Raw genomic sequence first — 14,357 nt, forward strand, 5'->3', positions numbered from 1 at the left:
AACTTAATCTCTCCTCTCTCTCTTTATTAAAACCGTTACGCCGTCTTCCAAAACTTTGGTAATAGTGATAGGCGTGTTGACTGCCAAGTCTTCACCGTTGGAGAGCGCAAAGTATTCTCTTATGATGTCGCCAACGGTTATTTTCACTTTGCCTATGGCGTTTTTCGATGTTGAAACAGTTACTATTCCGCTCAGTCCGACGATATCTTTATTGTGAAACTCATTCTTCTGCTGGAGTTTCAAGAGCGCCTTCATGGGAAGCATATTGATGAAAATTAAAACGATACCTACGAATATGCTTAAAATAACGATGACTGCACCCATGATGTCGGGAACGATTTTTATCAGCGCATAACTGCTCCAGCCGTAACCCATCATAAATACCACCAAGTTTTTGAAAGAAATGAATTCAAAAATACTTGAAGATTCCGTATCTTCTATGTCGGCGTCCAATCCGTCCACGTCGATACCGTAACCCAAAAGCATAGGGATAAGCTGCGTCAGCACATAAACTCCCGAAGCAATGATAGCTATCCAGAAATGGATATTTTCAAATTCCACGCTCAACCTCCAATTTTTATTTATTCGCGATTTTCATGCTGTTTCAAATAATCTCGTGATGACTGAACTCGTTCCATTTGTATATTTGATATATAAGACGTGTCTCGTAGGTTATTAATGAAAGCTAAGATTTCTTGTCTTTCATCGATATATTTACCTGTGATTTCTTGTCTTTCATCAACATACCCCCCTGTGTAGTACAAAATAGCTTCATGTATCTCAGGTTTCTCACTTATTTTGCCAGTCAGGATACTTTCACATGTCCAGTGAATCCCGGCATTCATACTCTGAAGCTCTTTGGTCAATTTTGCGCTCGTAAACCCCTTCTTTTTGCTCAATAGATAGTTTCCGACACACAGAGCTTCGCATTCTTCGATATTGCCCCTAACACAACGCTCTTTGCTGTCATTTAGGTTTTTAATAATGACAGGTTCGCTGTAAGCCTTTTCTGAACTGCCGTTTAGGAGCATATAGATCACAGCTGCTTTAAGGAGATGGTTTGTTTTAATACCGCTTCCTGTATGGGATTTTCCTGAACTAATTCTCGTGGTAAAAGACATTGTTCGGACTGAAGAACCAGATGATTTATATGAGCTGCTCTTTGAACTGGAGCCGCCTCTTGAACCGCCACGACTGCCACCACCTCTGGCATATGATTCAATAGCAATGAGGGTAACAAACATGGCTATAAAAACGATGACGGATATTTTCAAAGACATCTTCACTTCACACCTCCTGATTTCTCTTATCTGGATCATGATCTCAATACAGAATTTCTCTTTTATTGCTTTCCAGCCCATCATTCCCCGTCCTTTTCGAGATCCACAATCTCTTGTTTAGGTATTTCAACGTTGCTTCCAAAATTTAATTCAATGAAATCACACTCCCTGCCTTTGAACCAACTTCCAAATAATATTTCAGCAGGGTCGAGAAAACGAATATTGATAGACTTTGCCCACGCTTCGAATTCTTCATATCCAGATATATCACCTGAACATTGGCTTACAGGGTCGAATCCTATATGCAAAGACAACGGTTTTTCAGTAAACGGTTCCCACGGTGAATATAGGTAGGTTATATCAGAGAGATACTTTTCATCATAAACACAGACTAACCCTATATCAGGGAATAATTGACTCGGATTCTTTTGTTCAAATTCAATTTTATGTTGTATATATTTCCACAGTTTTTTATAGTCCGTGCTCCACGGATAGTTTTCAAAGGTCATGGCTTTACTCCAAGCAATTCAGGGTTTTCGTAAATATTCCCGACGACTGTAACGTCAATCTTCTGAAAAAGCCGATTATCAGCAAAATATGCGTCTTTATCGTGTTCTCTGTATAATATAAGCGGACTTGCTAGATAGTTTCTTGGTAAGACCGCCCCTTTTTCAGAACTTAAATATGAGGCAATCCATTGGCCGTTTCTGTAAACGACTTCATAGTCTGCCCACTTCCCGTGTAATTCTTGGTTTATTTCAACGGGAATACGAACAATATCAGAACCCCATATTTCCTTTTCATTTTGGTCGAACATGCCGGTAGATTTCATATACACAGGCTTTTCAGTATCAAAATGGTCGAACCGGAAACCAAGCATATCGTCAAACTGCTCTGTTTCTCCGTATGACATTTTTTCATGAAATCCGTCCCATGCTCTGAGTTTCATTTCTCCGCACATATTATTTCACCTGCTCATTACCTTGACTCAAGGTTCCTATTTCATCACCATGCTATTATTTGCATTTTCAATATTGACTTTTTTTTTATTTTCAGCCATTTATCAAAACCATACCTGCACCACGCCCACGCAAAATTAGCCCAACTCTGGAACTGACGCTGTAGCTGTGTAGACTGCTCTTTATCGTAGAGCATTACAAACGTGCCAATATCGTGTGCGTGCAGATATTTAACCATGTAAAAATCTTCCGCCATTAAAATAAACGGCCCTAGTAGGACTCGAACCTACACATCACGGAACCAAAATCCGTTGCCTTACCTCTTCGGCCATAGGGCTATTTAAATACCCGTAGTCGGACTTGCACCGAACCGAAAACAAATATGCGGGTAACAGGATTCGAACCTGCAACAACATGCTCCCAAAGCACGTACTCTACCACTTGAGCTATACCCACCTTAATAAGACGCTGGGGCCAAACAGAACCAGCGCTTTATTAAGGGCGGGGGCCCGCCCTGATTTTAACCGTACAGGTCTTGCAAGGCTTCGATGTGGCTCCCGATATCATCGAGTGCTTCAGCCATCTCGTCGTCAGATGCAATGTCCTGTAAATCATCGATAAGGGATTTGATTGCTAATATTTTTACGTCAAGCTCAGTCACCGTGTACCTCCTTAGCTGATGTATATTCTTACTTGGATTCCCGGGTCATTTTTGTGTCTTTTTTATCCAAAACTATATTTTCATAAAAAGATAATCGGTATTTTACTTTTGTCAATGTAAAATGTAGTTTATAAACTTTAAAAGGTATTCTGTGTTGCAGCGAGTTATTTTGTATTGTATTTAAGATGTACAGAGATAATTGCTCTGTTGTGTTTTGAAGGAGTTATGATGAAAGGTAAGAATACTCAATTTGATATAGAGGGAATTATAACAAGGCTGAAAGGGTCCCTGTCTGTTCAAAGGGATAATGAATTAGCAGAAAAGATCGGAACACACCCAAGAAGTATTTCTCAGTGGCGCATGAAAAACACGATCAGCATGGATCTGTTGGTTGGGGTATGCTTGCAGTGCGAACTTAGTATTGATTATATCGTGAATGGCAAAAGGGTGCCCGGACAGGATTCAAATATCTTTTCCCAAATATTCAAAACATTATATGGCGAGAAATATGAAAATATTTTTCATGCTCTCTCTGTGGATAAAAAGGTAAAACTAATAACCACCCTTTACGAACAATCCGGCAACGAAATTAGCGAAAAACTGGTTGATGATTTGATCAGACTCGTCTCCTAGATTCTGGAGCTTTTGTTCACATTAAGGGAATCATTAGCATCTATATCATTGTAAATTTGGCACACTATTTGGCACACTTTCAGAGGTATTATGTAATAGATGGTAATATCAACTCTTGAGTTTATAGGGTTTTTTGTATTACATAGAGCCATTTTTTTAGGTTCAAATCCTGTTTCCCCGATTTTTTCTTTTCTACTGCTCCCATGAGAGCAGTGTTCTTTTTCCTTCCAGTTTCCTTACTTCGGTTGCATCCTGCATAACTTCCAGAGTTCCCATATATTTTCCTTCTCCGTTTCTCACTGCGAAGTATTGTATATGCAGAAATCTTTCATTCAGAGTAAGCCAGAACTCAGCTTTGTCCCTTTTTCCGTTTCTGAAAGAGTCAAGGATCTCCATCACGGTTGCAACACTTTTCGGGGGGTGGCAGTATTTTACCTCACGACCTATGACATCCGGACTTCTGGGGAAAATCCTGTTTGGTGCAGCATTATAAAACTTAACCCGGTCATTTTCATCCACAAAAGAAATGTCAAAAGGCAGATGACTGAAAACAGCATTAAGCTGCTCCATAGACAACATACCTTCCCCAAGAACTGCAAATCCTTTGTGATCCGCTTTTGAGGAATCCTGATTACCTTCCCAACCTTCAGGTTGGTCTATGAAGCAGTATTGCAGCTCTTTTTCATTACTGCGTATCTGCCTCCATTCTGCTTCATCCAGCATCATAAGAGCTGTAGGGAAAAGGATTTTTTCTTCTTTAAATACCATTCCCTCAATTTCATCAGGTAAAAAGTCCTGAATTTTAAGAAATTCTTCTGTGCGTCCATGTTCAAGGTTTTCAATGCTGTCTTTGATTCCTTTTCTGACTTTGTCATGGAGTGTCCACATGACAGTGGTGGGTTTATCAAAACCTTTTTTCTCAAGGTAAGGAAAAAGCTGAGTTTCTTTTCGCACATAATGGAGGTTTACGTCTTTAAGAGTTTTGTAGAGAGAAAGCATCCTGTCTAGGTTAGGCTTTATTCTTCCCAGTTCTTCCCTGACTTTGCCTGTTAGGTTGAGGATTTCTGCATTTTCCCTGACGTATGTTGACACCGGATGTCCGGCAGGAAGCTCCGGAAGAGCTGTGTTTTCCAGTGAGGACCGGAAGAGTGATATTATTCCGCTTATTTCATTCTCAAACTTACTGTCCGGTACTCCTGCATCGGATATAAGCTGTTCCGCATAAGCAAACTCCTCCGCTGTCACCGGGGCTATTGACTCATATTCTTTTTGCAGGGAAGCTGTATCTGCCCCTCCGAAAAACTTATGAACAATTGCTGCTATTTTATCTGCCCTTTGTTTATTAACTTGTATATGGCGTTCCATTTCGGATGATTTTTCAAAATTTCCGCTGTCAGCCGAAGCATTATTAAGCTTAATCAGAAACAAAGACAGATCAACATTCTTCATTTTGCATGCGTTTTCAATGGTTATAACTTTTGCGACAGTATTGAACTTGATCGGGTCTGTAATACTTTTGAAGCCTGATTCTATAAAAATATCTTTCAGATGCGGATACTGTGAAACGACCTTATAGACTGTCATGTCTTTACTGATTTTCATACTGCATCCTCCGTAATGTCATAACTGAAAAATAACATTGTTGAGGACATATAAACTTGATCTGGGTTAAGAAAAGCGAATTTTTTTTGATGAGTCTAATATTGAAGGTCTGCGAAGTTGTTTTTTCTCCGCAGACCCGCCAGTGTTTTACTTTTTGCCCAGATCATCAAGCCATTTTTTGAATCTGTTAAATTCTTTTTCCGCAAACTGTTTAAAGAAAGTGGACATGAACTGTGCAGCAATATCCGTTGCCTGCCCTACAAGGGTAGGGTAAATCGCCAGAGCGAGGGTGTTGTTTATCTCAAAAACCACTCTGTCATATGAGATTTTAAGGTCAACTTTTTTGACGCCGCCGCATATAGTTCTTACATCAACTGTTTTCATATCAAGCTGGGCACGGTATATGGTGAGTGTTGATGCTTTGTCGTATGAGCGTATCAGCGTAAGAAACTGAAGGTTGTTCTCTTTTGTGGATGAGTTCAGGGCATCTCCGCCGGAATTTTTCAGTGCCTGAATAAATGCATTTTTTATATCTTCCGGTGCTTTTGCATCAATGCATGTGGAAATGAGATCAGCATTAACTGAGAGAGTGAAGTCATTTTCGGAAAACTTCTTGCTTTCCCTAAGCTGAAAGTTGAAGAGAAGAGGATAGCGGGCAAAAAACTGTATCCACACTTCGCTGTCGTGTGTGAAGTCCTGCCCTGCGGTGACAAGCTGGTTTGTTCCCTGCTGCTGTACCACCTGCATGATAAAGCGAAGCTTTGATTCATCAGACGCAGAAACCTCATTAGGGTTTTTGTTGTAGTCAAACTGAAGCTGGGCGTCATGGGTGGCTGTTGCAAAGTCTGTGTCTGATTTTTCCCATGATTCCACGCCGGTTTTTTCTCTTGCTTTTACCTGAGGTTGTTTTGCCCTTGCTTCGCTGAATGCTGCACTAAGTGTTTTTTCCTGTTCCGCAGTGAGTTTCATCTCTGTCCTCCTTAGACACGCTTTATGAAGGCTGCAACAGTGCCGACCGCCATGAAGTCATGATTATTGACTCCATCGAATCTGACGGCGACCTCGTCACCTGTATCCGCTTTAATGAGCTGCGCTGTGACTGCCGTATCTGGGCTTATATAATCTTCCTCTATCAGTTTTGATGTAAGATAGTGGGTGTAGCCTTTCTGGCTTTTGAGAATAATTGTGGCGTGTCCGACACCGATGATTACTCCCTCATATTCATTAAGCAGATTGTTCGCCTGATCCAGGGTTGCCTGAGAATCATCAGCGGGTCTGAATACTGTCCATGTGAAGCCTTCCATGGGTGTCTTATCGAGAAAAATTTCAATTTCCTCTGTAAGTACACCCATTTCATCAAGTGTTTTGCCTGTTGATTCCTGCTGAAATGTGTTCCACATGGTTTCAAATTCATCTGATGGTGCAAACCTGCTTTTATCCAGATTACGCAGTATCATATGAAGGGAACAAGGGAAGCATGAGTTTTGAAAAATCATATTCTTAACACTTATGCCGTATTGCGGGAAATCCTGCCATGCCATGAGACACCTCTTTAAATTCCGATAATGAAAAATAAAGGGTATACGGAAGGAAAACAATATAATATATATGATATGAAAAATAACTATACGATATGAAAATAAAATCATAAATTGTGATGGATATATCAATATTTGGAATATCAGAACAGTGCTGTATGCCGTCAGGATAAAAGTTTATTGTTTTTTTAGGTTTTAGAACTGGATAGAGATGCTCAGTGCGCCGAAATCCTGCTTATCGGAAGACTGCCTCTTAAATTCTCTGGTACGAAGCACTTTGGTGTATGCGAGGCGTATATTTTTCTTTGAGAGAACAACACCCATCTGGAGATCCCCGACAAATTCTTCCTTGTCCACACTTCTGCTTTCGGTAAAGGTGTTTCCGTCGAGGAATATATTTCGTATTACATATCTTCCTTCCAGACCGGCGAACAGATACCAGCTGAAGTTTTTCTGCTGTATGAAAAACCCTGAACCGGGCAGACTGGGCTGGATTCTGGGAGGACCGTAGTCAACGGGGAGTCCTTTTCCGTAGCGGAGTGTTGCGCCTGTGTTTGCGTAAGTGAACACATTGCCAAGAGCAAATCCGGCGTGGGGGGTGATGTCGTATTCAAATCCGAGGAACGATCTTGAGACGTAACTTCTCCAGCTTCTTTGGTAAGTGAGAACAAATCCCGGTTCATTATCAAGCTGTGTGTCCCAACCTTGTGGAATATCAAGACCTCTGACCTTGTGGACAAATTTCTGTGTTTGTTCTGCCATTGAAGCAGGACCGACAATGCCCAATGTAAATTCAATCTGGTCAAGCTGCTTGCCGTTTTCAGCGATTAATCCCACAGAGCCGTAGAGCCAGCCTGCGTAGGGGTGATCATCGGTGGAGGGGTTTTTAAGCTCGGTTTCTTTAGGCGTGTACATATTCTGCCCGAAAGCATAGTTTGTCCGCACAGAGGCATTGTCAGGGAAAAAAGGGAGCAGCCGGGCGGCTTTGTATGCCCATTCCGGTCTTTTATCGGCTGCTGTGGTCCATGAGGCACGAACTCCGTTGGTGTAGTAACGGTCGCTGTAGAACATGTCATTTTCTATAACGAAGCTCAATGTTCCGTTGGGTCCGTCGTCTGATGCGAATATTTTCAGCGGAATAAACGTAAGAAGCAGCGAGGTCAGACAAACTGCATTAATGAGATTTCTTACTGTTTTTTCCATACTTTGCACCTGATAACCGGATAGTAAAAGTAACTATAACCTTTCGTCTGTCCGGTTATCAAGGAGTAAAATATTTCTATATCTTTTTGATAAGCCTCATTCCGTTTAATGTAACAAGTATTGAAGCGCCGGTGTCGGCAAGTACCGCAAGCCAGAGGTTTACGAATCCGAAGAATGTGCCCGCTATGAACAGTGCTTTGACAGCTATGGAAAATGTTATGTTTTGCTTAATTACGGCAAGTGTCTTGCGGCTGAGTCTTATTACATAGGGCAGTTTACTCAAGTCATCAGCCATGAGAGCTATATCGGCGGTTTCCAGAGCAGTGTCTGAACCTGCGACACCCATAGCAATACCAACATCTGCCAGTGCGAGGGCAGGTGCATCATTAACACCGTCTCCTATCATGGCAACACTCCCGTAGCTGGCTTTGAGTTTCTTAACAGCATCTGCTTTGTCTTCAGGCAGCAGATCACTGTAAACTCCGTCGATGTTTAAGCTGGAAGACACAGCGGAAGCTGCTCTGCCGTTGTCTCCGGTGAGCATTGCGATATGGCTTACCCCTGCTTTTTTCAGTGCTTCAACCGCTTGTTTGCTGTTGTCTCTCAATGTATCCGCAACGGCGACTATACCGTAAATTTCGGTTTCGGTTCCTATGAAGATTACTGTCTTACCCTGCTGCTCAAGGGTGCTGACAGTCTGTTCATATTTTTCTGTATTAATTCCCGCTTCCCTGAACAGGCGTGCATTTCCCACGTAAACGACAGCACCTTCCAGATTTGCCATTGCACCCTTACCGGGTATGGCTTTGAAGCCTGTGACAGCAGGAATACCGTATTTTGATGCCTTTTCTGTAACAGCCTTTGCTATAGGGTGTTCAGACCACTTTTCAACAGCGGCGGCATGTATAAGAAGCTTTTCTTCTGTTACGGAAGCAAAAGGAATAACATCCGTGACATGGGGTTTTCCGTAGGTGAGAGTTCCGGTTTTATCGAAGGCAAATGCCTTTATTCCGCCCAGTTTTTCCATGTAGGCTCCGCCCTTTATAAGCACTCCGTTGCGTGATGAGTTGCCTATGGCTGAAACTATTGATACAGGAGTAGATATAACCAGAGCGCAGGGGCATGAAATAACAAGAAGAACAAGAGCACGGTAAAACCATACACTAAAACCTGCTCCGAAAAACAGGGGAGGGAACACTGCTATTGCTGCTGCTCCGAATATTACAGCCGGAGTATAATATCTGGCAAAAACATCCACAAACTGCTGCATAGGAGCTTTCTGCGCCTGTGCTTCTTCCACTGCGTGCATTATTTTAGCCAGAGTTGAGTCTTCTGCTTTGCGGGTGACAGTTATTTCTAGAGCCCCGTGGGTATTCACAGTTCCTGCGTAAACCTGATCTCCTGTGTTTTTATCCACAGGCATTGACTCACCCGTTATTGCAGACTGATTAACAGAGGATGAGCCGTTTGACACTATTCCGTCAACGGCGATTCTTTCTCCGGGTTTTACTATTACAAGATCTCCAGTGAGAATCTGCTCAACCTTCATGCGGGTTTCCTGACCGTTTCTGCGTACGAGGGCTTCCGGCGGGGCAAGCTCCATGAGTGACCTTATTGAGTTGCGGGTCTTGTCCATTGTGTATGCCTGTAATGCATTGCCGAATGAAAAAAGAAAGACAACTGTTGCTCCTTCGCTCCACTCACCGATGGCCGCCGCACCTGCCGCCGCTGTTATCATAAGGAAGTTCATGTCCAGAGTGAGGCTTCTAAGTGCAAAAAAGCCGCTTTTTGCCACATGAAACCCGCCAAGGAACATCGCCAGAGCATATAAAGGAACTGCGTTCAGACCTGCCTTATCCGCAATCATAGAAACAGTCAGAACAATCCCTGATGCGGCAACGGCAAGCATTCTCGGCTGTTTCCACCATGGAGTGAACACTGCCTTGTCCCCGTGTTTTACAGCCTGATAGCCAGCCTGTTCCACAGCGTTAATTATATCGGTGTCATTCAGGGAGTGGCTTATGGTCATTTTTGATGCTGAGAAGTTGACTTTAGCTGAACTTACACCCTTCATGGATGAAAGACGCTTTTCCAGTTTTGCTGCACAGTCGGCACAGTCCAGACCATTAAGCCTGAATATTGATGTCACTGCGTTTTCCGCTTTTTCAAATGCTCTGTAACCAAAGCCTGCGGCTGTTTTTATGATTTGTTCAATATCTGTGGCAGTCTCGTCGAATACGACCTTAAGCTTTGCCGCAGTGAAATTTATTTTAGCTTCCGCTACCCCCGCCATTTTTTTTACGGCGGATTCCAGCTTTGCTGCGCAGTCGGCACAGTCCAGACCTTCCACATGAAGTGATACTGTCCGGCATTTTTCCTGTTTTGCCTCTTCGGCTTCGTGGATGCTTATTCCTGAGCAGCAAGCGTCAGTGCATTTATTATTCAGATTTTTAAATTTTATCATTTTATTTCTCTTTAAGGTGCGAAATATGTTCTATGCCTTGGCACATAAGGGTTACGACATGATCATCATCCAAAGAGTACCAGGCTTCCTTTCCTTCTTTGCGGAATTTGACAAGTCTTGCACTGCGTAAAACTCTCAGCTGGTGCGACACAGCCGACTGGTTCATTCCCAGCGCTTCCGCAAGGTCGCATACGCAAAGCTCACGCCTTGACAGTGCATGGAGTATCTTTATCCTTGAAGGTTCGCTTATAGCTTTGAACATTTCAGAGAGGTCATACACCATGCTTTCATCAAGCATGTTTTGTTTTATAAAACATATGGATTGTGGGTGTATACACTTCTCATCGCAAAGGTCTTTTTCTATTTCCTTAACCATTTCTGACTCCGAATACGTGATAACATATGCTTATATGTTCATACGTTATGATAACAGCGTAATAGTAAAAGTCAAGAATGAAAAGACAGGTTATGGAAAATTGTTTGATGATCAAAATAGAAAAAGCCCCTGAGCTTGCTGTTTCAGGGGCTTTTATGGCTGATGATTAATTTTTGAGTCTGAATCTGCTCATAAGCTGGCGCAGGTTATCTGAAATATGTTCCAGACCGGATGCGCTTTCCGCCAGATGGTCAGAAGTGGTTTTAACTTCGTTTGATACAGATGAGATGGAGCTTATATCCTGCTGAATCTGTGAGCTTGTGGAAGCCATTTCTTGTGTGGCGCTGGAGATATTTTCAACCATCGACTGAAGCATAGCTACCCCTTGTTGAATCTCTTCAAGGACAGCGCTGATCAGGCGGGATGATTCCACACCCTGATGAACCTGCGATGTAACTCCTTCCATTGAGACAATAACATTGTTCATCTCTGTCTGAGTTCCCTGAACTAATGCCGAGATCTCTGTTGTTGCTTTCTGGGTGCGTTCGGCAAGTTTGCGAACCTCATCAGCAACCACTGCAAAGCCTCTTCCTGCTTCACCGGCTCTTGCTGCCTCGATTGCCGCATTAAGCGCCAGAAGGTTTGTCTGGTCTGCTATATCACTGATTACGTTGACGATATCTTTTATCTCCTGTGATTTCTCACCGAGGGAATGCACAAGCACTGCGGACTGATCCACAGTATCTTTAATTTTTTCCACCGCCCGTAAGGAATTATTAACAACTTTGTCTCCGTTTACGGCTTTTTCAGTTGTCTGCTGTGCGAAGGATGTTATTTCGGTGAGGTCCTGCGCTATGGTTCCCGTGGTCGAGTTCATTTCACTTGAAGCGATGGTGATAAGCCCTGAGCGTTCCGTCTGCTCCGTCATACCACTGGAAAGCTGCTGGGCTCCGGTAGAAAGATTACTGCTCGCCTCACGCAGTCTGTCAGCCGCATCGGTCACATTTTTTATCATTCCGCTTAAGCCTTCAACCATCTCTTTCACAGCGTAAGTAAGGCTTGAATTGTCGTTTTTAGCTGTTTTGATATCAGCAGTAAAGTCGCCGCCTGCTATTCTATGAACAGTCGCCACAACCTCCTGCGGTTCTCCGCCGAGCTGACGTATGAGAAAACCGACAATGACAAGTATTACAGCCATTATCACAATCACAGCGGCGATTGCAGCCACTGCTATTGTTACTGTTATTTCCTTTACAGCCTTCATTATTTCATCAACAGGCACACTTAAGCCTATGAAGTAGCTGTAGTCTGTCCCGTCGATTTCTATTGGAGAGTAAAGCGTGTAGGATGTTTTTCCAGTTTGGGATGAAACAGTCTCAACAAAATATTCTTCACCGTTGTCAAGATAAGGGCTGATGGTATCCGCAAGGCGTGCCCTGCTGCCGACAATTTCCAAAACCGGATGGACAAGAACAGTATAGTTGTGAGAAAGCATAAACGTATAGCCGGATTCATAAACGCTGACTCCGGAAAGCAGCTCATCAAAGAGTTCAACAGATATATCAACGCCTGCAACACCTGCTGTTTTACCGTTTACGGTAAACGGAACTCCTATTGACACAGATGTGACAGTTTCATCACCTATATTACGGGTGATTGGTTCGCCTATATTTGGTTTGCCGCTTTGAAAAGGCTTCTGATACCAGTCCGATGACCAGTCGGACTCATACATGCCGCCTGCTGCTGCAAGTCTCACAACACCGCCAAGCCTCACTGCGAAGGGGGCGAACTGACCGTTTTCGCCCGTGCCTGATGTACCGCTTCCGTCCAGCTCTTCATCCTGTCCGTCAAACATATCAGGTTCCCAGACAATCCATGCGTCAAAAAGCGTTGGGTTGTCCTCAACAGCCTTTTTAAGCATGTCTGCAACTTTTTTGCGCTCGATTGCACCGCCGTTCGCAGACATTGCCTCTGCCGATGCTGACAGAGCAAAAGAAGTGCTTAGTGCCTGTTCCACATAGCTTTTGATCAGATGACCGTATCTGTAAGTCATATTCCGCACATCGTTCTGTGCGATTATGACTGTCTCCCTGTTGACAGCCCGATAGGAGGCTATTCCTGTGAGGAGGAAAGCGATAACAACGCTCACCACCACCGGAAGCAGAATTTTCATTCTGAATGAAATTTTCATGAGCATCCTCTGTAAATAAATATTGAATAATATAACACTATTTGCTCTTTGTGCATATGATTATATTAATACTCATATGAAAATAATAATTCACATATAAGCAGTATGTTTTTATATTTTTATGTTTCACATATAACTAAAATATGTTTAGAAAATTGACAACTTTATTGACGAACTTATTGAAATGACATAACAAAGGTGCGATGATATAAATATTAAACAGGCATATAATCTAATCAGGTATATTAGGAAATGAGGTATATTTATGAAAAAATCATTGACCATTTTAATAATTCTGGCTGTTTTATGGGGATGCGGAAGCAACAAAAAAACCGTTGAAGAAAACTTTATCCCGGTAAAAACCACAGCAGTTAATATGGTTGATGAACATCTCAGAGTCTCGGCCGGGGGCACTGTCACATCACAGGATTCTCCGTCAAAACTGTCTTTCCTTGTTGCGGGCAGAGTGGTTCGCATTGTACCTGATGAGGGCGGCTTTGTGAAAAAAGGCTCTCTCATTGCAGAGCTTGACCCCGCTGATTATATAATAGCCGTCCGCAGATCCAAAGCACAGGCTGATATGGCAAAAGCGGCATTTGAAAAAGCCGACAGACCTGTAAGAAGTGAACAGCTTGAACAGGCTCGAATAGCATACGAACGCTCAAAGGATGAACACTCCCGAATGAAAATGCTTTATGATGCAGGGAGTCTTGCTCCAAATGATTATCTTAAGTTCAAGGCGGCGTATGAATCTGCCGAACGCCAATATGAAATGGCGCAGACAGGCGGACAGAAAGAGGACAAACAACAGGCAGCCGCTGCTTACAGACAGGCGCAGGCTGCACTGGCATATGAACAAAAAAGATTAAACGATACAAAACTTTATGCCGTAAATGACGGTTATGTGTCCAAACGCTTCATAGCAGAAGGTGAAACAGTTTCATCGGGCTATCCCGTTGTGGAGACTGTCTGCCTCGACCCTGTGGACGTGAGTTCAGGCATGCCGGAGAAGGATATACGGTTCATAAAAACCGGGCAGAAGGCTGAAATAAGTATTTCTGCACTCCCTGATAAGGTTTTTGAGGGCAGAGTCCGTGTTGTGAATGTTTCCGCTGACCCAGCCACCAGAACTTATCTTGTAAAAATAGAAGTTTCCAATCCTGACGGGCTTCTGAAAATTGGTATGGCGGCGGATGTAGCTGTCGTGGCAGATGAAAAAACAAAGATGCTCACGGTGCCGCTTAATTCCGTTGTCAGGGATACTCAGGGCGCCCCTGCGGTTTTTGTGCTTAAGGAAAACAGAGCCTACGCACAGAAGGTGGAGACCGGTAGATTGTACAATACTGATATAGAGATAAAAAACGGGCTGAAGGGTGACGAGCTTATAATAACGGCAGGTCAGGAAAGGCTGAGGGATGGAGCGGCGGTTAAGCCTGCTGCGGAGTAATCT

Annotated in this window: 14 protein-coding genes and 2 tRNA genes; 2 read left to right on the forward strand and 14 right to left on the reverse strand. The window is 43.1% G+C overall.

Going from position 1 to position 14,357, the window contains the following annotated elements:
• Positions 1–3: 3 nt before the first annotated feature.
• The 7 genes from ACYRYY_RS14185 to ACYRYY_RS14215 form a co-directional block, all read right to left on the reverse strand.
• Positions 4–561, reverse strand: a complete 558-nt coding sequence (locus tag ACYRYY_RS14185; RefSeq protein ID WP_460216250.1) for a hypothetical protein — start codon at positions 559–561, stop codon at positions 4–6.
• Positions 562–581: 20 nt separating this feature from the next.
• Complete coding sequence (locus tag ACYRYY_RS14190) at positions 582–1,364, reverse strand: hypothetical protein (RefSeq protein WP_460216251.1); 783 nt, start codon at positions 1,362–1,364, stop codon at positions 582–584.
• Positions 1,361–1,789 (reverse strand): hypothetical protein, encoded by a 429-nt coding sequence (locus ACYRYY_RS14195; protein ID WP_460216252.1) that lies wholly within the window; start codon positions 1,787–1,789, stop codon positions 1,361–1,363. Before ACYRYY_RS14195 ends, ACYRYY_RS14190 begins: the two co-directional genes overlap by 4 nt.
• On the reverse strand, positions 1,786–2,241 hold the full coding sequence (locus ACYRYY_RS14200) for a YopX family protein (protein WP_460216253.1): 456 nt from the start codon (positions 2,239–2,241) through the stop codon (positions 1,786–1,788). Before ACYRYY_RS14200 ends, ACYRYY_RS14195 begins: the two co-directional genes overlap by 4 nt.
• A 263-nt stretch (positions 2,242–2,504) precedes the next feature.
• Positions 2,505–2,576: transfer RNA gene (locus ACYRYY_RS14205), tRNA-Gln, on the reverse strand.
• A gap of 46 nt (positions 2,577–2,622) precedes the next feature.
• Positions 2,623–2,695, reverse strand: a tRNA-Pro gene (locus tag ACYRYY_RS14210).
• A 64-nt stretch (positions 2,696–2,759) separates the two neighbouring features.
• On the reverse strand, positions 2,760–2,900 hold the full coding sequence (locus ACYRYY_RS14215; RefSeq protein WP_460216254.1) for a hypothetical protein: 141 nt from the start codon (positions 2,898–2,900) through the stop codon (positions 2,760–2,762).
• Positions 2,901–3,125: 225 nt separating this feature from the next.
• Between ACYRYY_RS14215 and ACYRYY_RS14220 the strand changes: the two genes are divergently transcribed.
• A complete protein-coding gene (locus tag ACYRYY_RS14220; RefSeq protein ID WP_460216255.1) occupies positions 3,126–3,533 on the forward strand; it encodes a helix-turn-helix domain-containing protein in 408 nt (135 codons plus the stop codon).
• 192 nt (positions 3,534–3,725) lie between these two features.
• On the opposite strand, the gene ACYRYY_RS14225 is transcribed toward ACYRYY_RS14220, so the two are convergent.
• The 7 genes from ACYRYY_RS14225 to ACYRYY_RS14255 all read right to left on the reverse strand — a co-directional run bounded on the left by ACYRYY_RS14225 (position 3,726) and on the right by ACYRYY_RS14255 (position 12,907).
• On the reverse strand, positions 3,726–5,135 hold the full coding sequence (locus ACYRYY_RS14225; RefSeq protein ID WP_460216256.1) for a PAS domain-containing protein: 1,410 nt from the start codon (positions 5,133–5,135) through the stop codon (positions 3,726–3,728).
• A 147-nt stretch (positions 5,136–5,282) separates the two neighbouring features.
• Positions 5,283–6,104 (reverse strand): hypothetical protein, encoded by an 822-nt coding sequence (locus ACYRYY_RS14230; RefSeq protein ID WP_460216257.1) that lies wholly within the window; start codon positions 6,102–6,104, stop codon positions 5,283–5,285.
• Between the two features lie 11 nt (positions 6,105–6,115).
• Positions 6,116–6,676, reverse strand: coding sequence for a hypothetical protein (locus ACYRYY_RS14235; protein ID WP_460216258.1), 561 nt, complete (start codon positions 6,674–6,676; stop codon positions 6,116–6,118).
• A 192-nt stretch (positions 6,677–6,868) separates the two neighbouring features.
• A complete protein-coding gene (locus tag ACYRYY_RS14240) occupies positions 6,869–7,876 on the reverse strand; it encodes a lipid A deacylase LpxR family protein (RefSeq protein WP_460216259.1) in 1,008 nt (335 codons plus the stop codon).
• Positions 7,877–7,952: 76 nt separating this feature from the next.
• Entirely contained in the window at positions 7,953–10,340 is a 2,388-nt protein-coding gene (locus ACYRYY_RS14245) for a heavy metal translocating P-type ATPase (protein WP_460216260.1), read from the reverse strand.
• A 1-nt stretch (position 10,341) separates the two neighbouring features.
• On the reverse strand, positions 10,342–10,716 hold the full coding sequence (locus tag ACYRYY_RS14250; RefSeq protein WP_460216261.1) for an ArsR/SmtB family transcription factor: 375 nt from the start codon (positions 10,714–10,716) through the stop codon (positions 10,342–10,344).
• A 166-nt stretch (positions 10,717–10,882) separates the two neighbouring features.
• A complete protein-coding gene (locus ACYRYY_RS14255) occupies positions 10,883–12,907 on the reverse strand; it encodes a methyl-accepting chemotaxis protein (protein WP_460216262.1) in 2,025 nt (674 codons plus the stop codon).
• 265 nt (positions 12,908–13,172) lie between these two features.
• Here ACYRYY_RS14255 and ACYRYY_RS14260 point away from each other — a divergent pair, with 265 nt between their 5' ends.
• Complete coding sequence (locus ACYRYY_RS14260) at positions 13,173–14,354, forward strand: efflux RND transporter periplasmic adaptor subunit (protein WP_460216263.1); 1,182 nt, start codon at positions 13,173–13,175, stop codon at positions 14,352–14,354.
• Positions 14,355–14,357 lie beyond the last annotated feature (3 nt).

It is taken from the genome of Geovibrio sp. ADMFC3, assembly GCF_054687035.1.

Excerpts from the sequence above, each read along its gene's own strand:
- ACYRYY_RS14195 (WP_460216252.1), bottom strand. The coding sequence starts at position 1,789 with ATGACCTTTGAAAACTATCCGTGGAGCACGGACTATAAAAAACTGTGG.
- ACYRYY_RS14225 (WP_460216256.1), bottom strand. The coding sequence starts at position 5,135 with ATGAAAATCAGTAAAGACATGACAGTCTATAAGGTCGTTTCACAGTAT.
- ACYRYY_RS14250 (WP_460216261.1), bottom strand. The coding sequence starts at position 10,716 with ATGGTTAAGGAAATAGAAAAAGACCTTTGCGATGAGAAGTGTATACAC.
- ACYRYY_RS14255 (WP_460216262.1), bottom strand. The coding sequence starts at position 12,907 with ATGAAAATTTCATTCAGAATGAAAATTCTGCTTCCGGTGGTGGTGAGC.
- ACYRYY_RS14235 (WP_460216258.1), bottom strand. The coding sequence starts at position 6,676 with ATGGCATGGCAGGATTTCCCGCAATACGGCATAAGTGTTAAGAATATG.
- ACYRYY_RS14240 (WP_460216259.1), bottom strand. The coding sequence starts at position 7,876 with ATGGAAAAAACAGTAAGAAATCTCATTAATGCAGTTTGTCTGACCTCG.
- ACYRYY_RS14245 (WP_460216260.1), bottom strand. The coding sequence starts at position 10,340 with ATGATAAAATTTAAAAATCTGAATAATAAATGCACTGACGCTTGCTGC.
- ACYRYY_RS14260 (WP_460216263.1), top strand. The coding sequence starts at position 13,173 with ATGAAAAAATCATTGACCATTTTAATAATTCTGGCTGTTTTATGGGGA.
- ACYRYY_RS14230 (WP_460216257.1), bottom strand. The coding sequence starts at position 6,104 with ATGAAACTCACTGCGGAACAGGAAAAAACACTTAGTGCAGCATTCAGC.
- ACYRYY_RS14200 (WP_460216253.1), bottom strand. The coding sequence starts at position 2,241 with ATGTGCGGAGAAATGAAACTCAGAGCATGGGACGGATTTCATGAAAAA.
- ACYRYY_RS14190 (WP_460216251.1), bottom strand. The coding sequence starts at position 1,364 with ATGATGGGCTGGAAAGCAATAAAAGAGAAATTCTGTATTGAGATCATG.
- ACYRYY_RS14220 (WP_460216255.1), top strand. The coding sequence starts at position 3,126 with ATGATGAAAGGTAAGAATACTCAATTTGATATAGAGGGAATTATAACA.